This is a genomic window from Pelagibacterium xiamenense, from assembly GCF_021166475.1.
Lineage (GTDB): Bacteria > Pseudomonadota > Alphaproteobacteria > Rhizobiales > Devosiaceae > Pelagibacterium > Pelagibacterium xiamenense.
In genome coordinates, this window is record NZ_JAJOYS010000003.1 from 197730 (window position 1) to 214408 (window position 16679).

Genomic DNA, 16679 nt, shown 5'->3' on the forward strand with positions numbered 1-16679 from the left:
CCTGGTTCGGTTATGCTGCGTGACGCGCGTTGAAGTCCCGCGCGATATTGAGAAAGTTCTGCAAGATTGCGTGCCCGTTTTCCGAAGAAATACTCTCGGGGTGGAACTGGACGCCGTGGACCGGCAGATCGCGATGCTGCAGACCCATAATCTGCCCGTCCTCGGCCCGAGCCGTAATGCTGAGCGCCGGCGGCAAGGTTTCCTCGCGCACGACCAGCGAGTGATAACGCGTTGCTTCAAAGCTGTTGTTCAGACCTCGAAAAACGCCGCGTCCGTCGTTGGTAATGATACTGACCTTGCCATGCATGGGAACCTGTGCTCGTACGATTTCACCGCCGAAAGCCTGGCCGATCGACTGCAGACCCAGACACACCCCGAAAATCGGGATGGACGATGCAAAGCGAGCAATGAGCGGAAGACAAATCCCGGCTTCGTTAGGCGTACACGGCCCCGGCGAAAGAATGATCGCCTCGGGTGCTCTGGCGGCAATCTCATCGAGCGCGATCTTGTCGTTGCGGACCACGTAGGGATCGGCCCCAAGCTCGCCCACGTAATGTACGAGATTGTAGGTAAAGCTGTCGTAGTTATCGATGAAAAGCACGTTCATCTATTGGCCCACCTTCGCCTGGCCAGCATAGCGTAGCGCTTCCTCCGCCGCGCTGAAAAGAGCACGAGCCTTGTTTTCGCATTCGAGTTGCTCAAGCTCTGGCTTGCTGTCAGCGACAATTCCTGCGCCCGCCTGCACATAGAGCTTGTTGTCCTTGAGTATCGCCGTGCGAAGGACAATGCAGGTGTCCATGCGCCCGTCCGCCCCAAAATATCCAACGCACCCGGCATAGACGCCGCGGCGCGCTTTTTCGAGCTCATCGATGATCTCCATGGCCCGCACTTTTGGCGCCCCCGAAACGGTGCCTGCAGGAAACCCCGCGCTCAGCGCATCGATGAAATCGTATTTCGGATCGAGTTCTCCCACGACATGCGAGACGATGTGCATCACATGCGAATAATATTCGAGAAAGAACTTGTCCGTGACTTTCACGCTCCCGATTTTGGCAACGCGGCCGACATCGTTCCGGCCCAGGTCGAGCAACATCAGATGCTCGGAAAGCTCCTTCGGGTCAGCAAGGAGTTCTTCCGCGAGCGCCCTGTCGCGTTCGGGCGTTGCCCCGCGCTTGCGCGTGCCCGCAATGGGCCGGATCGTCACTTGGCCCTCATCGACCCGGACAAGGATTTCAGGGCTCGATCCTGCAACGGCGAAATCCCCGAATTCGAGGAAATACATGTAAGGAGACGGATTGGTCCGGCGCAAGGCGCGATAGAGCGCTGTCGGCGGAAGCGTGAAATCGGCCTCGAAGCGCTGGCTCAACACTACCTGAAAGATGTCGCCCGCCGCGATGTAGTCCTGGGCAATCCGAACCATGTCGAAATACTGCTCACGGGTCGTATTGCTTTTTATGTCCAGCTTGGCGAGATCCGGGATCGCATCGCCGCGGGGCAGGGGACGTTCGAGCCGGGCAATGGCTTCGTCCATGCGTTCCTGAGCCGCCTCGAAGGCCTGCTTGGCCGTTACGCCGGGGCGCGGATAAACAGGAGCCGAAAAGAACAGCTCATCCTTGAGCGTATCAAAGACCGCCAGTATCGAGGGCCTCATCATGATCGCGTCCGGCACGTCCAGCGTGTCGGGATTGCTATCGGGCAGTTCCTCCATGAACCGCACCATATCGTAGCCCAGATATCCGAACACGCCCGCTGAATTCGCTGGGAGAGCATCCGGCATGTCGATCTGCGACTCAGCGATCAGCGCGCGCAGAGCTTCGAGCGGCGCACCGTCAACGACCTCGTAAGCATCCGGATGCGATCCGGCCTTGCGGTTGATTTCGGCGCGACCTTCGACGACCCGCCACAGAAGGTCCGGCTCGAGCCCTATGATCGAATACCGTCCGCGTACGGCGCCGCCCTCGACCGACTCCAGTAGAAAGGCATAACGCCGACCTTCGGCCAGCTTAAGGTACGTCCCGACCGGCGTTTCGAGGTCGGCGACGACCCGCTTGAACAGGACTTGTCCCTCGCCGGCCTCGTAACGCGCGGAAAACGTATCGAATTCGGCGGTCATAACCTTACTCGAGCCCGACCAGCGCATTGAGCGCTTCTTGGTTGATACGCATCGGCAAATCGGTACGCAGCCCGGCGACGAAGCCTGTAGAGAGCGTATCGGCAAAACCCTGCGCCACGGCTTGCGAGACATTCGAGGGTTCGGACACGTCCGCTTCGATCACGTCCGTCACTTGGAAAACGACGACGTCACCGTTCGGGGTCGTCGCGTAGCCGGCATGGCCCTCGGGGCCCATGAATGCCGAACGCGCAACGTCCGGGCCGATCGCCCCGTCGTCCGTGCCCTGGCGGCCGAACGGCTGGGAAGCCTGCGGGACAAGGCCTTGCTCCGCAGCCAGGGCGAAGATGTCCGACCCGGCATCAAGCTGAGAAACCATGCCTTCTGCGGTTTCCGTCATCGCCATGTCAGTCTGTAGTTCCTGCCAGGCCGCGACGGCCTCGGAGCGCGCCTCCTCAAGCGTTTGGTCGCGCGCCGGGACGACTTCCAAGAGCTCGAAAAAGACCGTTTCGTCAGCGCCGAGCGTAATCGCTGGCGTGATATTGGCGTCTTCAGATGCACTGAAGATGCTCTGCGCAACCTGCCCGTCAGCGCCATCGGGCAAGTCGTCGACCTCCGAAAGCGCGTCGCCGCTCCGCGTCAATTCGAGCTCGTAGACATCCAGTCCGTACTGGGCGGCGACCTCGTCGACCGGAAGAAAGGCCGCGCGCGCTTCCTCGATAGCGTCGTAAGCATCGAGATAGAGCGCTCGCGCCTCCTCGAGCGCCAGGTCACGGGCGATCTCGTCCCGGACCTCTTCAAGTGGCTGCGTCCCTGCCGGCTCGATCTGGGAAACCCACACAGCGCGCTGGCCAGCGGGACCTTCGATGAGCGTGAAATCGCCTTCAGTAAGGCCGAACGCTGCTTCCACCAGGGCGGGGTCCGTCATTTCCGCGCGGGTCCGGCTACCCAAATCGACCACTTCGTCAGCAAGGTCTGCCTCGGCAACGAGGTCCTCGAAACCGCGACCGTCTGCGGCGCCCTGCTCGAACAGAGCAATGTTCTCGTCCGACGCGAGCGGAACCTGGGTGATCGTCCTGCGTTCGACGCTCACATATCGGTCGATGGTACGCTCATATTCGGCGGAAATCGCGTCTTCGCTGATTTCAATATTCTCTGCCAAAGCAGCGGGCGTGAGTGGCAAGAGGCGTACCCGCCGCGTTTCTCCCGTGCGGAAAAGGCTCTGGTTCTCTTCAAAGAATGTCGCCAGCTCCGCCTCCGACGGTTCCTCGGAGACGGTATAAAGCACCGGATTCAGCGTCACGTAATCTACGGTACGGCGATTATTGGCATAGGCGTTGGCGATGTCGAGTGCGACATCGGGCAGGGCGACGCCTTCGAACATCGCGCCAATCTGCTCGCGCATCGCCGTACGGCGCTGGAGATTGAGATACTCTGTTTCCGAATACCCCGCCTGGCGCAGCACGGACACAAAGGAGTCCCGATCGAATGTGCCCAGTGCGCCGGCAAAGGCCGGGTCCTGCCGGACGAGCTGAGCAAGCCGCGCATCCGAAGCGCCAAGATCAAGCCGCTGCGCCAATTGAGCCAGCGCCGCGTCGTTGGCGAGCCGGTTGAGTGCAGCACCGGGCAAGCCGTATGCCATAGCCTGCTCGCCCGTTGGCATCTGTCCGGTCTGCTGGGCGAACTGGTTGAGCTGCGCGTTATAAATGCGGCTGAAATCCCGCACCGATATATTCTGGTCGCCGACCCGCGCCACGGTGTTGGCGTTGAGATCGAGAAAGACGCTCGGAATGCCGAAACCGGCAACGGATACGATGAGAATGCCGAGCAGGACTTTGGCGATCCAGCTGCGGCCGAAATTACGCAAATTGTCGAGCATGCGGTCCCGTTCTTGGTCGTTGTTCGCGCCGTGTGGGGGCACAAACCGTGTGGCTTTTCTTGCGCGCGCATAATAGACAGTGTCCAAATCCACCCGCAAGGCAGGCACGGTGCTAAGCCATTCGACCTGTCGAGGCAAGCTGTTGTTAAAGGAGTAGGAATGGGCACCGGATTGCGGCCGCTGATCGCAGGGAACTGGAAGATGAACGGCGCGGGTGCCGCGCTCGAACAGATTGCGCGCTTGAATACACTGCTCGAGGAAGCCGGCGAGGTTGCAGCGGACGTACTCCTGTGCCCGCCGGCCACGCTGGTCCATCGCGCCGCGAACCTTGCCGAAGGCAGCGTGATCGCCATAGGCGGTCAGGACTGCCACGCTCAGGCATCCGGCGCCCATACCGGCGACATCAGCGCACCGATGCTCGTGGATGCAGGCGCTCGCTACGTCATTCTTGGCCACAGCGAGCGGCGGACCGATCACGGCGAGACCAGTGCCGCCGTGCGTGACAAGGCCGTAGCGGCCCTCGTGGCCGGGCTAACGCCCATTATCTGCGTCGGCGAAACCCAGGCCCAGCGCGACGCCGGGGCGGCGAATCAGGTGGTTGCCGAACAGATCGCGGACTCCATGCCGCTCTACGAGGACGCCAGCCAGACCATCGTCGCCTATGAGCCGGTCTGGGCGATCGGTACTGGAAAGACAGCGACAGCCGATGACATTGCGGCAATGCACACCCATATAAGGGATCTGCTGGTCAAGAAGTATGGCTCTGCAGGCGAGCAGGCGCGTATTCTTTACGGCGGGTCCGTGAAGCCGTCGAATGCCGCGGAAATCCTGCGGACGCCGAACGTCAACGGCGCGCTTGTGGGCGGTGCGAGCCTTCTTGCAGACGACTTTTTTTCGATCATCGTGGCCGCGTAAGACGACTGCGTAAAAAGTCGACTTCCCGGCTGGAAATTGCGAACCATTGCGTGTAGAACCGCGCGCAACATGAGAACGAAAGGGACGCCGCAACACGGTCTATTGGGCCAGGTTGCGGGCGTCCTTGGTATTTGAAGGACGCGTCCTCCCGATGGCAACAGTATTGATTGTCGCCTATCTTCTGATCGTGGTCGCCATGATCGTCGTCATACTGCTGCAGCGCTCCGAAGGCGGCGGGCTGGGCATGGGCGGCGGCGGTGGCGGGTTCATGTCGGCCCGCGGTTCGGCCAATCTCCTTACGCGAACGACGGCGATCCTGGGCGGGTTGTTCATGATGACGGCGATCGGTCTCACCATCGTCAGCCAGCTCGATCGGAGTTCGAGTTCGATTCTCGAGCAGGCAACGCAGAACGAGGACGGCACACCCGCCACAGTGCTCGACGCGCTCGACGCCATGGGCACAGGCGATGAGGATCTGGCCGAACCCGGAGCATCGGGCGGCGCTGAAGGTGACCTGGCGGTACCCGAAACTGCGCCTGCGACGGATACCTCGACCCGGCCCGAAGAGAGCACCGGCAACTCCGACCTCATCGTGCCTGAAAGCTCGATGATGTCGACCATGTCCGAAGACGCACCGGCCGCGGAGCCCTCGGCGGGCGCTGAAACGACCGAAGGCGAAACGCCTGGGAACTAGGGTCCCGGCAGGGAAAGAACGAAAGCGGGGGATGGCAACATCCCCTTCTTTTTTGTGTGGGCGCGCAACAACGCGCTTCGAATCGATAGCAGCTTGTGTAAGGTATTAAGCCCATGGCTCGGTACGTTTTCATCACCGGTGGCGTGGTTTCTTCGCTTGGTAAGGGATTGGCTTCGGCCGCGCTTGGCGCGGTGCTGCAGGCGCGCGGATACAAGGTCCGCCTGCGCAAGCTCGACCCGTATCTCAACGTCGACCCGGGCACGATGTCGCCCTACCAGCATGGCGAGGTATTCGTCACCGACGACGGGGCGGAAACCGACCTCGATTTGGGGCACTACGAGCGCTTTACGGGCCGTTCGGCGAACCAGCAGGACAACGTCACCACCGGCCGAATCTACTCCGATATCCTGGCCAAGGAACGGCGTGGCGACTATTTGGGCGCGACGGTCCAGGTGATCCCGCACGTCACCGACGAGATCAAAACCTTTGTCACGTCCGGCAATGAGGATTTCGATTTCGTCCTGTGCGAAATCGGCGGCACGGTCGGTGATATCGAGGCGATGCCGTTCCTTGAGGCGATCCGTCAGCTCGGCAACGAACTGCCGCGCGGCGATGCTGTTTTCGTGCACCTGACGCTGATGCCGTTCATCCCGAGCGCTGGCGAGCTCAAGACCAAACCGACCCAGCACTCGGTCAAGGAACTGCGCTCCATCGGCATTCAGCCCGACGTGCTGCTGGTGCGGTGCGACCGGCCGATTCCCGAAAGCGAGAAACGCAAGCTTTCGCTGTTCTGCAACGTGCGTCCGTCCGCTGTGATCCAGGCGCTGGACGTCTCCTCGATTTACGATGTGCCCATCGCCTATCATGAGGAAGGTCTCGACGCCGAGGTGCTGGCGGCGTTCGGGATCAAGGATGCTCCGGCGCCCGATCTTGGGGGCTGGCGCGAGATTTCGCGGCGCATCCACAACCCCGAGGGCACGGTCAATATTGCCATCGTCGGCAAGTATACCGGGCTCAAGGACGCCTATAAGTCGCTCTCCGAGGCGCTGGTGCATGGCGGCATCGCCAACAACGTTAAAGTAAACCTCGAATGGATCGACTCCGAGGTTTTCGAGAACGACGATCCCGCACCGTATCTCGAGGGTATTCACGGAATTCTCGTCCCCGGAGGATTTGGCGAACGCGGCTCGGAGGGCAAGATCAACGCGGCGCGTTTTGCCCGGGTTCGTGACGTGCCGTATTTCGGGATCTGCTTCGGCATGCAGATGGCCTGTATCGAGGCTGCGCGCAACACGGCGCACCTGCCCAAGGCCTCCTCGAGCGAGTTCGGGCCGACCAGGGAAGCGGTCGTTGGGCTCATGACCGAATGGGTCAAGGAGAACAACAAGGAGCAGCGCGGGGAAGATACCGACCTTGGGGGCACCATGCGGCTCGGGGCGTATCCGGCGCAGCTCGTGCGGGGGTCGCGGGTGGCCGATATTTACGGCTCGAACCGGATTTCCGAGCGTCACCGGCATCGCTACGAAGTCAATATGAAATACCGTAAGGTATTGGAAGCAAACGGTTTATTGTTCTCCGGGCTGTCGCCGGACGGCAAGCTTCCAGAGATCGTCGAACGCACGGACCACCCCTGGTTCATTGGCGTCCAGTATCATCCTGAGCTCAAATCGCGTCCCTTCGAGCCGCACCCGCTGTTCAAATCGTTCATCGCCGCGGCGGTCGAGCAGAGCCGGCTCGTCTAGCGTCATGGCCGAGATCGTCAATCTCAGACAGGCCCGCAAGCGCAAGGCGCGGGCCGAGAAAGACGCCACGGCCGCCCAGAACCGCCTGATGTTCGGCCGCACAAAGGCAGAACGGACGCTTTCGGACGCCAAGACCGCGCTCGAAACCAAACGCGTTGAACAACATAAACGAGAAAACGGCCCCGGGGATAAATCGGGGCAATAAAAAAGGCGCCCTTCGAAGGGCGCCTATTTTGGCAGTCTGATTTTGGAGGTCGCTAGCCGGCTTTACAGGCGGCTAGCGTGGTCGCGGGCGATGCGGTCGATGTCGCCGCGGCTGATGCCCAGGTCGTTGAGTTCGCGGTTGCCCAGAGCGTTGAGCTCACGAACCGTCTGCTGATAAGCGGACCAGCGCTTAAGCGTCTTGCGGATACCCATGGAAAATCTCCTTTCGTTTTGTTGCCCCTGATATAGTCGGCTAATCTCGACTTGTGCACTGGGGTTTTGCTCAACGCCGTTATGCAGTTTCTGCATGCCTTGAAAAGCGGGGCATTCAGTCTTGGCGGTCGAAGAGACTCCGGGTCATTTTGTCGAAGTCGCGTGGCGGAATGCCGAGATCGTCGCACTCCCGATGGCCCGAGAGCGCGATGCGGCGAAGGTCGTCGCGCCCGCCGACGGGCCGGGCAGGGATGCTTTTGCGGTCCCAGGCTATGCGTATGAACATGGATGCCTCCATGCTGTTGCAGCACGGCCCGAAAATAGGGACGAATCGGGGGGTCTGGAAATCGGGATAGGCGCAATACGCCCATGCGCGGGCCGCATGGAAGTGTCATCCTACGATGACACAATGAATCAATCATGGGGGCTACGCTGACAGAAGTGCCCCCACGATGGACGAAAGTGGCGCCCGAACGGCTACTGCGCCGCCGTTCCCATGCGCGCCGGACGCCTCTCCATGACTTCCTTGAGGAACCGCCCCGTATGCGAGCGGGGATTACTCGCAACATCCTCGGGCGTTCCCACCGCGACGATCTCGCCGCCGCCATCGCCACCCTCGGGGCCCAGATCGATGATCCAGTCGGCGGTTTTGATGACTTCGAGATTGTGCTCGATGACGACCACGGTATTGCCGGTATCGACGAGCTCCTGCAGCACCTCGAGCAGCTTGGCCACGTCGTGGAAATGCAGACCCGTCGTCGGTTCGTCGAGCACGTAGAGCGTGCGGCCCGTGGCGCGCTTGGAAAGCTCCTTGGCGAGCTTGACGCGCTGCGCCTCACCGCCCGAGAGCGTCGTCGCCTGCTGGCCGATCTTGACGTAACCGAGCCCGACGCGCTGCAGGGTCACGAGCTTGTCCCGGATGACCGGCACCGCCGAGAAGAACTCGACGCCCTCATCGACAGTCAGTTCCAGGACGTCGGAAATCGACTTGCCCTTGAACTGGACCTCGAGGGTTTCGCGATTGTAGCGATGGCCCTTGCAGACGTCGCACGTAACGTAAACGTCAGGCAAAAAGTGCATCTCGATCTTGATGACGCCGTCGCCCTGACACGCCTCGCAGCGCCCGCCCTTGACGTTGAACGAGAACCGCCCCGGCGCATAACCGCGCGCCTTGGCCTCCGGCATATTGGCGAACCACTCGCGGATATGGGTGAACGCACCGGTATAGGTCGCCGGGTTCGAGCGCGGCGTGCGGCCGATCGGGCTCTGATCGATGTCGATCACCTTGTCGAGGAATTCCAGTCCGATGAGACTGTCGTGCGGGGCAGGGTGCACGCGCGCGCCGTTAAGACGCCGCGCGACCGCCTGATAGAGCGTATCGATGGTGAGCGTGGACTTGCCGCCACCCGAAACCCCGGTGACGGCGACGAACATGCCCAACGGAATATCGACAGAAACGTTCTTGAGGTTGTTGCCCGTCGCACCGGTCAGGCTGAGCTTGCGGCCCTTCTTGGCCTTGCGGCGTTCGGACGGCACGGCAATGGCCCGGCGGCCGGACAGATACTGGCCGGTCAGGCTGTCGGGGGTCTCCATGACGTCGTCGGGCGTGCCCTGAGCGACAATGTGGCCCCCGTGTACGCCGGCGCCCGGACCGATGTCGAGCACATGGTCGGCGGTTAGGATCGCGTCCTCGTCGTGCTCGACGACAATCACGGTGTTACCCTGATCGCGCAGCCGGCGCAGCGTATCGAGCAGCCGCGCATTGTCGCGCTGGTGCAGGCCGATGGAGGGCTCGTCGAGCACATAGAGCACGCCCGTCAGCCCCGAGCCGATCTGGCTGGCGAGCCGGATGCGCTGGCTCTCGCCACCCGAAAGCGAGCCGGAATTGCGCGAAAGCGTGAGATATTCGAGCCCGACATCGTTCAGGAACGCAAGGCGCTCGCGGATTTCCTTGAGCACGCGCTCGCCGATGGCCAGCTGCGTGTCGTTGAGCTTGTCCGACAGCGCCTCGAACCACTCGGCGGCCGCCTTGATCGAGAGATCGGCGACCTGGCCGATATGCCATCCGTCGATCTTGACCGCCAGCGCTTCGGGCTTGAGCCGGTTGCCTCCGCAGGACGGGCAGGGGGCCGCCGCCATATAGCGCTCGATCTCCTCGCGCGCGGCCGAGGATTCGGTCTCCCGGTACCGCCGCTCAAGATTGCCCACGACACCCTCGAACGGCTTTTTGGTCGTATATTTGCGCAGGCCATCGTCATAGACGAACTCGATCGGCGTCGAACCGGTGCCGAACAGGACGGCGTTCTGAACCTCTTCGGACAGATCCTGCCAGGCGGAACCGGTCGATGCCTTGTAATGCCGGGTGACGGCCTGCAGCGTCTGCTGGTAATAGGGCGAGGACGTCTTCGACCACGGCAGGATGGCCCCGTCGCGCAACGACAGGGTGGGGTCCGGAACCACCAGCATGGGATCGATCTTGGCTTCCGTACCGAGCCCCGAACACGTCGGGCACGCACCGAACGGGTTGTTGAACGAAAACAGCCGCGGTTCGATCTCGGCGATCGTGAAGCCGGAAACCGGGCAGGCGAACTTCTCCGAGAAGGTCAGGCGTTTGGGGGTGCCATCTTCATCGGTTTCGTCCGCGAACTCGGCGAAGGCGATGCCGTCGGCGAGTCGCAGCGCGGTTTCGAAACTCTCCGCCAGACGGCTCGAAATGTCGGGATTGACGACGACGCGGTCGACCACGACCTCGATGTCGTGCTTGAGCTTCTTGTCGAGCGCCGGCGCTTCCTCAATTTCATAGAAGGTGCCGTCGATCTTGACGCGCTGGAACCCCTTCTTCATGAGGTCGGCAAGCTCCCTGCGGTACTCGCCCTTGCGGCCCCGGACGATAGGCGCAAGGAGGTAAAGCCGCGTGCCTTCCTTGAGCGCGAGCACCTTGTCGACCATCTGCGAAACCGTCTGGCTCTCGATGGGCAGACCGGTGGCCGGGGAATAGGGGATGCCGACGCGCGCGAACAACAAGCGCAGATAGTCGTAGATCTCGGTGACGGTGCCGACCGTCGAGCGCGGGTTGCGCGAGGTCGTCTTCTGCTCGATGGAAATCGCCGGGGAAAGCCCCTCGATCTGCTCGACATCGGGCTTCTGCATCATCTCGAGGAACTGCCGCGCATAGGCCGACAGGCTCTCGACATAGCGCCGCTGGCCCTCCGCATAGATCGTGTCGAACGCCAGCGATGACTTGCCCGAACCCGAAAGCCCCGTCATCACGATGAGCTTGTCGCGCGGCAGGCGGACATCGATGTTCTTGAGATTGTGCTCCTTGGCGCCACGAATGACGATGTCGCGATTGGGGTTCGAAATGTCCGTCATGGGCCAGTCCAAGGAGGTTCGTGTTCCCTCACGTGGGAACAGGGTGTTACGTCGTGTCCGGAAACGGGCCTGATTAGGCGCCCGGTTCACTTAAGCATTATGGCAACGCGCCGCAAGAGAACCGCTGCGCTGATTTAGACCGGATGGCGCAGAAGCGGCGCCAGCGCGCCAATCCCTGCAACCAAAAGACCGCCAATGCGGATGGTGAGCTAGAGCGTGTAGCGCTCCAAAGCATCGTTTAAATCGGTTTTCGTAACCAGCTCGGCCACAATAATGTTCCGCGCAGCGGTCGCGCGGGCTTCAGCTTGCGTGCGCGCGACGCCTGCCGCTTCACGAGCCTTAGTATAGCCGAGTGTGTCGAAGGCGAAAGTCATTGGCCGGTTCTCTTGTTCCCCACGCTGACAACAATAGGAACATAATAGGAACAAGTAGAATCGCGTCAAGCCCTCTTTTGCACAGCACCCGGTTTGGCAGGGTGAGCATTGACACAGTACCCACAATATGAACAAAAATAGAACATAGCGTTGGCTGCGCTGTGCAAAAGCCCGGCGCGCGGTTTCGCGCGGGGACCGGGAACGACTATAGTGCGCGGCACGAAAGGGGCCGGGCGCATCCGGCCGGAACGAACGAAAGGCTTAAGGCGATGTCGGGAAGCGTCAACAAGGTGATATTGGTGGGCAATCTGGGTGCGGACCCGGAAGTGCGCAACCTGCCCAATGGCGGCATGGTCGCCAATCTGCGCATCGCGACCTCCGAGCGCTGGCGCGACCGCAACAGCGGCGAACAGCGCGAGCGCACCGAATGGCACCGGGTGGTGATTTTCTCCGAAGGGCTCGTCAAGGTGGCGCAGAACTACCTGCGCAAGGGCTCCAAGGTCTATATTGAAGGGCAGTTGCAGACCCGCAAATGGGAACGCGACGGCCAGGACCAGTACACCACCGAAATCGTGCTGCAGGGGTTCAATTCCAACCTCACCATGCTGGATGCACGCAACGGCGAGGGCGGAGACTTCGGCGGCGGGGGCGGCGGCGGCTATTCCAACCAGCGCCAGACCGAAAACCGGCGCCCCTCGAGCCAGCCGGCCTTCGAGCCCGGCGGCATGGACGACGACATCCCGTTCTGATCGGGACGAAAAAAAGGGCGGCCGAAGGGCCGCCCTTTGTCCTTGCGGCGATGTTGCGGCCTACTGGCCCGCGAACGGCACGTTGGCCGTAGTGACTTCGCCGGTTTCGTTGTCGGTGATTGTCAGGTCCATGACGATTTCCGAGCCGAGAAGATTGATCCCGGCAGCGATGGTGTTGTCGCCGTCGTCGGCGTTCCGGTCGACCAGATCGAAGCTGACGTCGTCGCCGGAGCGTTCGCCGATCGCGACACCCCGAAAACTCGCGACCGAGGACATGATCGCTTCATAGCGGTCGCGCTCCCGGACATAGGCGAGGGTGCCCGCGACCGCGAGCGTCCGTCCGGCAACGGTACAGCGGCCGTCGAAGGCCACCTGCGCGGTGCCCGAATCCGTGATGCCCAGGCGGCACACCATGGTTTCGCTTTCGCCGGTCGAGGCCACCTGCGCGACGCCGCGGCCGCGCCAGTCCCCGACATAGCTCTTGAGCAGATCGATATCTTCCTGCGCGGCGTGCGCCGGCTGGGCGGCGCCGAGCGCCACGATTGCGAGGCCGAGAGCCAGAAGCGGGCTAAGAGGATGTGACTTCTTCATGAGACAGTTCTCTCCGAGGAGCAAATAGACGTGCCCCGCCGATAAGAATGGCGGGCAGAACGATGAGGTCGCCGACCAGCGCCGCAAGCAGCGTGATGATCGAGAGCATGCCGAACATCGCCACTTGCGGCAGAACGGACACCATCAGCACCGAACATCCCACGACGAGGATCAGCGTCGTTGCGATCAGCGCCGGGCCGACGCGATCGAGCGTGGTGTCGACGGCCTCCGCGATCGTCTCGCCCCGCTCCCGCGCCCTGGCATAATGGGCAAGGAAGTGGATGGTGTCGTCGACCGCGATGCCGAAGGCCACCGTCAGCGAGATCACTGTCGTAAATTGCAGGTGAACGCCGGATGAATAGAGCACCAATTCGGTAAAAAGGATCGGCATGCTGTTGGGTATGATGGCCGCGAGCGACAGCTTCCAGGAGCGGAAGGCGACGCCGATCAGAACGATCGAGAGCAGGACCGCCAGCGCGAGGCTCATCTGCAGCGTCCCGATCATGTCCGTGCTGGCGGCCGCCGAGAGGACACGGAAGCCGCTGATTTCGGCGTCGTCCAGCCCGGCCGCGTCGAGCCCCGCGCGCAAACGCGTGACGAGGTCCTCGGTCTGGTCGGCGTTCTCGGACGTTTGCGAAAACCCCGTCACGAGCGCCTGCGAGCCGTCTTCGGACACGAACCGGGCGCGCAGGAAGTCGCCCACGGCATCGAACACCTCGTCGCGGGAGAAGCCGGCATCCGTATACCGTTCGAAACTCGCGGCCGAGATCACCTTGCCCTGACCGAAATAGCGCTGGGCCACGCGATGGGCGGCTTCGACGCGCGCATAGTCCGCATCGCTCATGGCTTCGGTTGGACCCGAAAGCGGCACGCGAATATAGATCGGGCTCACACCGCCCACGCCTTCGTCGATTTCCGCGCTGATCGCGAGGGATTCGCTGTTGGTGGGCAGGAAGTGCTGAAACGCGAAGCGCGGTTCGAGCAGGAAATGCGGGATGAGCAGCAACAGCGCGATCGCGGCGGATGCAATCGCGATCTTGCGCGGCATAACCCGTGCCAGCCGCCGCGCGACCGGAATGGGCGCCGTCAGCGCGATCGAAGGCGGCTTGCGCGTCTTGTAACCCAGCCGCAGCGCGGCGAGCAGGGTCAGCGGCAGGAACGTCACGAGCGCGACGAAGGCGACGCACATGCCGATGGCCCCCGAGATGGCGAATTCCTGCAGCCCCTGTCCGGGCGCAAGCGTGAGCGTGGCGAACGCGATGATGGTGGTGAGCGTCGTCAGCGCGCAGGCGGGGCTGACGCGCTCGACGGTGCGCCAGAGCGCCGCGCGCGGTGCGATGCCCTCCTGGGACATGCGCAGCCAGTAAAGGCAGAAATACATACTCTCGGCGAACGCGATGACCAGCACCAGAACCGAGACGATGTTGGTGAGGAAAGTGAACGCGCCGAACAAAAGCGTTACCGTCCCCATGAGCCAGAGCGCGCTGATGGCGGGCGTCAGCGTGGCGATCAGCGCACCCCAGAAGGTGCGGAAGCTGATGAGCGCGGTGATGAAGCCCAGGACCACGCCCGCGACCATGAACATCCACTGGTCGTTCTTGGCGGCGTTGAGGAGTTCCTGTTTCCACACCGGCGGACCGGTGAGCCTTATGGAGATGTCGTCGGTTTGGTAGAACGCGATCAGCGACCGGAGGCTCTCGATCATCGCGCGCTCGCCTTCTGCGGCAAGCCTTTCGGCATTCGGGAACAGGATCATGACCATGCCCGAATTATCCGCCGCAATGAGGTTGCGCATGATCGGGTCGGTCTCGCGCAGCTCCGCGAGCGCGGCCTCGACCTCTTCGCGCGTCTCCATGCCCTCGGGCACCGCGGGTACGCTGGCCCCGTCTTCCGTCGGCTGGCGCAGCGAGAAGGGCGAAAGCGTACCGGCGGCGAACGGGCTGACCTCGAGTTCGAGGCCCAGATACCGCAATTCCTCGATGACGGCAGGGTCGGTGAGGGTGTCGCTCTGAACGAGCAGATAGACGTCGTCCTCGAAGGTTTCGAAGCTGTCCGAGAGCCGCATATAGCGGTCGTATTCAGCGCCGGTGCCGCGATAGAGGCGCAACAGGTCGCTGTCGATCTCGAACCGCGTCAGGCCAAAAATGCAGAGCGCCGAAAACGCAAGCACGATGGCGGCGGCAATGCGCGGCCATTTGAGCGACAGAAGGCCCAGGCGCTCCAGTCCGAAACCGATTGACACTGTTCCAAGACCCCTTCGGCGAGTCAGTTAAAATGGATTAGCCAGTGGTAATGGCTAGCCGGTGCGCCGTCCAGCAGATGAGACCCGCCCGACCAGTATCAATTGCGTTCGCGGCGCAATCGTGATGCCAAAAGGATGCTGGTTTCGGTGAGCGTGACGCCCTCGATAAGCCTGATGGCATTCAATGTCTTGTCAAAATCGTAAAGCGAGGCGGTTTCGACCTCTGCAACGAGATCCCATCTGCCGTTCGTGCTCGAGAGCGCGCGGATCTGTGGAAATCCCGCAAGGGCTTTGGCCACCCTGTCGGTAACGCGGCCCTCCACCTCGATCATGGCGATCGCGCGCACCGGCGCATTGGCGGTATCCTGGGCAAGGACGACCGTATAGCCCTGGATGACGCCGGCCGCCTCGAGCTTATCCATCCGCGCCTTGACGGTGGCGCGGGAGATGCCCAGCGCCGCGGCAAGGCTGGCGACGGGGAGGCGGGCGTCGTCGCGCAGGAGGGCGATGAGGCGGCGGTCGGTGTCGTCGATATTGATCATTTTGCGCAGCTGTTGACATCGAACTGCGCAAATATAGCGCAATATTGATCATACTACCAACTATTCGCCGGCGCCTGGGCGCGGCACTCTTAGGATCGAGGCATAGGGGAGATTCATGATTCAGCGGCCATCGCAGTCGATCACGCTTATCGGCGCCCCGCTCGAAGAGGGCGCAAGCCGGCCGGGTTGCTCCATGGGCCCCAAGGCCATGCGGATCGCCGGCATCGCCGAAGCGCTGTCGACGCTGGGACACAGCGTCACGGATGCGGGCGATGTGACGCCCGAGGCGGTGCCGATCAGCTTTGAGGGCCACGCAAGAAACCCCGAAATCGTGACGGGCTTTGCGCGCGCGCTCGCCACGGAAGGCCGGCGGGCGCTCGGCGATGGCCAGACGGTGGTCTATCTTGGCGGCGACCACGCGATCGCCTTCGGTACGGTCGCGGCAGCGCTTGGCCATGCCGAGGCGCTGGGGCGCAAGCTGCACGTGATCTGGCTCGATGCGCATTCAGATTTCAACACGCCGCAAACCTCGCTTTCTGGTAATATGCACGGCATGCCCGCGGCGTTCTTTTGCGGCGAGCCGGGGTTCGAGGGGTTGATAGAGAGCCCCAGGCTGCCACCGGGCAATTTTCACATCGTGGGCGCGCGCTCGATCGACCCCGCAGAAGTCGAATTGCTCGATGCGCGGGGCGCGGACGTCAACGACATGGCGGTGATCGACGAGCACGGCATCGGCGCCGTCATGCGGCGAATCCTTGGGGAGGCCGAACGCGATGACGCGCTTTTGCATGTGAGCCTCGACGTCGACTTCATCGAGCCCGACATCGCCCCGGGGGTCGGCACCACGGTCCCGGGCGGTGCGACGTTTCGCGAGGCGCACCTGGCGATGGAAATGATCGGGCGCACCGGGCGCATGGCGAGCCTCGACCTCGTCGAGCTCAATCCCTTCCTCGACGACCGTGGCAAGAGCGCGCGGCTGATGGTCGAACTGGCCGCCAGCGCCTTCGGCCGGCGCATATTCGACCGCCCGACGCAACCTGCATAAAGGCTGA

Annotated in this window: 16 protein-coding genes; 6 read left to right on the forward strand and 10 right to left on the reverse strand. The window is 62.4% G+C overall.

All coding sequences use genetic code 11. The features are described 5' to 3' along the window. Positions 1–10: 10 nt before the first annotated feature. From LSG43_RS13645 to LSG43_RS13655, 3 genes are read right to left on the reverse strand one after another with little or no spacing between them, the layout of a single operon-like run. A complete protein-coding gene (locus LSG43_RS13645; RefSeq protein ID WP_231805136.1) occupies positions 11–607 on the reverse strand; it encodes an anthranilate synthase component II in 597 nt (198 codons plus the stop codon). Beyond that, a complete protein-coding gene (trpE, locus tag LSG43_RS13650) occupies positions 608–2113 on the reverse strand; it encodes an anthranilate synthase component I (RefSeq protein ID WP_231805138.1) in 1506 nt (501 codons plus the stop codon). Between the two features lie 4 nt (positions 2114–2117). Then, positions 2118–3989 (reverse strand): peptidylprolyl isomerase, encoded by a 1872-nt coding sequence (locus LSG43_RS13655; RefSeq protein WP_231805140.1) that lies wholly within the window; start codon positions 3987–3989, stop codon positions 2118–2120. 159 nt (positions 3990–4148) lie between these two features. Between LSG43_RS13655 and tpiA the strand changes: the two genes are divergently transcribed. The 4 genes from tpiA to LSG43_RS13675 all read left to right on the forward strand — a co-directional run bounded on the left by tpiA (position 4149) and on the right by LSG43_RS13675 (position 7545). After that, a complete protein-coding gene (gene tpiA / locus LSG43_RS13660) occupies positions 4149–4904 on the forward strand; it encodes a triose-phosphate isomerase (RefSeq protein WP_231805142.1) in 756 nt (251 codons plus the stop codon). Between the two features lie 151 nt (positions 4905–5055). Next, the gene (secG, locus tag LSG43_RS13665) at positions 5056–5598 is read left to right on the forward strand and encodes a preprotein translocase subunit SecG (RefSeq protein ID WP_231805144.1); all 543 of its coding nucleotides are present in this window, start codon (positions 5056–5058) and stop codon (positions 5596–5598) included. Positions 5599–5711: 113 nt separating this feature from the next. After that, positions 5712–7340 carry a CTP synthase gene (pyrG, locus tag LSG43_RS13670; RefSeq protein ID WP_231805146.1) on the forward strand — a complete coding sequence of 543 codons (1629 nt, stop codon included), beginning with the start codon at positions 5712–5714 and terminating at the stop codon, positions 7338–7340. Between the two features lie 4 nt (positions 7341–7344). Continuing rightward, entirely contained in the window at positions 7345–7545 is a 201-nt protein-coding gene (locus tag LSG43_RS13675; protein WP_231805148.1) for a DUF4169 family protein, read from the forward strand. A gap of 62 nt (positions 7546–7607) precedes the next feature. Here LSG43_RS13675 and LSG43_RS13680 read toward each other — a convergent pair whose 3' ends face one another. The 4 genes from LSG43_RS13680 to LSG43_RS13695 all read right to left on the reverse strand — a co-directional run bounded on the left by LSG43_RS13680 (position 7608) and on the right by LSG43_RS13695 (position 11503). Beyond that, positions 7608–7757: a DUF1127 domain-containing protein gene (locus tag LSG43_RS13680; protein ID WP_231805150.1), complete on the reverse strand. Its 150-nt coding sequence runs from the start codon at positions 7755–7757 to the stop codon at positions 7608–7610. A 115-nt stretch (positions 7758–7872) separates the two neighbouring features. Further along, positions 7873–8043 carry a hypothetical protein gene (locus tag LSG43_RS13685; protein ID WP_231805152.1) on the reverse strand — a complete coding sequence of 57 codons (171 nt, stop codon included), beginning with the start codon at positions 8041–8043 and terminating at the stop codon, positions 7873–7875. A gap of 191 nt (positions 8044–8234) precedes the next feature. Further along, the gene (uvrA, locus tag LSG43_RS13690; RefSeq protein ID WP_231805154.1) at positions 8235–11129 is read right to left on the reverse strand and encodes an excinuclease ABC subunit UvrA; all 2895 of its coding nucleotides are present in this window, start codon (positions 11127–11129) and stop codon (positions 8235–8237) included. A 209-nt stretch (positions 11130–11338) separates the two neighbouring features. After that, entirely contained in the window at positions 11339–11503 is a 165-nt protein-coding gene (locus LSG43_RS13695) for a hypothetical protein (protein WP_231805156.1), read from the reverse strand. Between the two features lie 269 nt (positions 11504–11772). Between LSG43_RS13695 and ssb the strand changes: the two genes are divergently transcribed. Beyond that, on the forward strand, positions 11773–12252 hold the full coding sequence (gene ssb, locus LSG43_RS13700) for a single-stranded DNA-binding protein (protein ID WP_231805158.1): 480 nt from the start codon (positions 11773–11775) through the stop codon (positions 12250–12252). A gap of 60 nt (positions 12253–12312) precedes the next feature. Here ssb and LSG43_RS13705 read toward each other — a convergent pair whose 3' ends face one another. From LSG43_RS13705 to LSG43_RS13715, 3 genes are all read right to left on the reverse strand, one after another. Further along, the gene (locus tag LSG43_RS13705; RefSeq protein WP_231805160.1) at positions 12313–12843 is read right to left on the reverse strand and encodes a hypothetical protein; all 531 of its coding nucleotides are present in this window, start codon (positions 12841–12843) and stop codon (positions 12313–12315) included. Beyond that, the gene (locus LSG43_RS13710) at positions 12821–15085 is read right to left on the reverse strand and encodes an efflux RND transporter permease subunit (RefSeq protein ID WP_231805162.1); all 2265 of its coding nucleotides are present in this window, start codon (positions 15083–15085) and stop codon (positions 12821–12823) included. The genes LSG43_RS13705 and LSG43_RS13710 overlap by 23 nt, the downstream gene beginning before the upstream one ends. A 98-nt stretch (positions 15086–15183) precedes the next feature. Continuing rightward, positions 15184–15627 (reverse strand): Lrp/AsnC family transcriptional regulator, encoded by a 444-nt coding sequence (locus tag LSG43_RS13715; RefSeq protein ID WP_231805164.1) that lies wholly within the window; start codon positions 15625–15627, stop codon positions 15184–15186. Between the two features lie 118 nt (positions 15628–15745). Between LSG43_RS13715 and rocF the strand changes: the two genes are divergently transcribed. After that, positions 15746–16672, forward strand: a complete 927-nt coding sequence (rocF, locus tag LSG43_RS13720; RefSeq protein WP_231805682.1) for an arginase — start codon at positions 15746–15748, stop codon at positions 16670–16672. Positions 16673–16679: the final 7 nt, after the last annotated feature.

Excerpts from the sequence above, each read along its gene's own strand:
- LSG43_RS13645 (WP_231805136.1), bottom strand. The coding sequence starts at position 607 with ATGAACGTGCTTTTCATCGATAACTACGACAGCTTTACCTACAATCTC.
- trpE (WP_231805138.1), bottom strand. The coding sequence starts at position 2,113 with ATGACCGCCGAATTCGATACGTTTTCCGCGCGTTACGAGGCCGGCGAG.
- LSG43_RS13655 (WP_231805140.1), bottom strand. The coding sequence starts at position 3,989 with ATGCTCGACAATTTGCGTAATTTCGGCCGCAGCTGGATCGCCAAAGTC.
- tpiA (WP_231805142.1), top strand. The coding sequence starts at position 4,149 with ATGGGCACCGGATTGCGGCCGCTGATCGCAGGGAACTGGAAGATGAAC.
- secG (WP_231805144.1), top strand. The coding sequence starts at position 5,056 with ATGGCAACAGTATTGATTGTCGCCTATCTTCTGATCGTGGTCGCCATG.
- pyrG (WP_231805146.1), top strand. The coding sequence starts at position 5,712 with ATGGCTCGGTACGTTTTCATCACCGGTGGCGTGGTTTCTTCGCTTGGT.
- LSG43_RS13675 (WP_231805148.1), top strand. The coding sequence starts at position 7,345 with ATGGCCGAGATCGTCAATCTCAGACAGGCCCGCAAGCGCAAGGCGCGG.
- LSG43_RS13680 (WP_231805150.1), bottom strand. The coding sequence starts at position 7,757 with ATGGGTATCCGCAAGACGCTTAAGCGCTGGTCCGCTTATCAGCAGACG.
- LSG43_RS13685 (WP_231805152.1), bottom strand. The coding sequence starts at position 8,043 with ATGTTCATACGCATAGCCTGGGACCGCAAAAGCATCCCTGCCCGGCCC.
- uvrA (WP_231805154.1), bottom strand. The coding sequence starts at position 11,129 with ATGACGGACATTTCGAACCCCAATCGCGACATCGTCATTCGTGGCGCC.
- LSG43_RS13695 (WP_231805156.1), bottom strand. The coding sequence starts at position 11,503 with ATGACTTTCGCCTTCGACACACTCGGCTATACTAAGGCTCGTGAAGCG.
- ssb (WP_231805158.1), top strand. The coding sequence starts at position 11,773 with ATGTCGGGAAGCGTCAACAAGGTGATATTGGTGGGCAATCTGGGTGCG.
- LSG43_RS13705 (WP_231805160.1), bottom strand. The coding sequence starts at position 12,843 with ATGAAGAAGTCACATCCTCTTAGCCCGCTTCTGGCTCTCGGCCTCGCA.
- LSG43_RS13715 (WP_231805164.1), bottom strand. The coding sequence starts at position 15,627 with ATGATCAATATCGACGACACCGACCGCCGCCTCATCGCCCTCCTGCGC.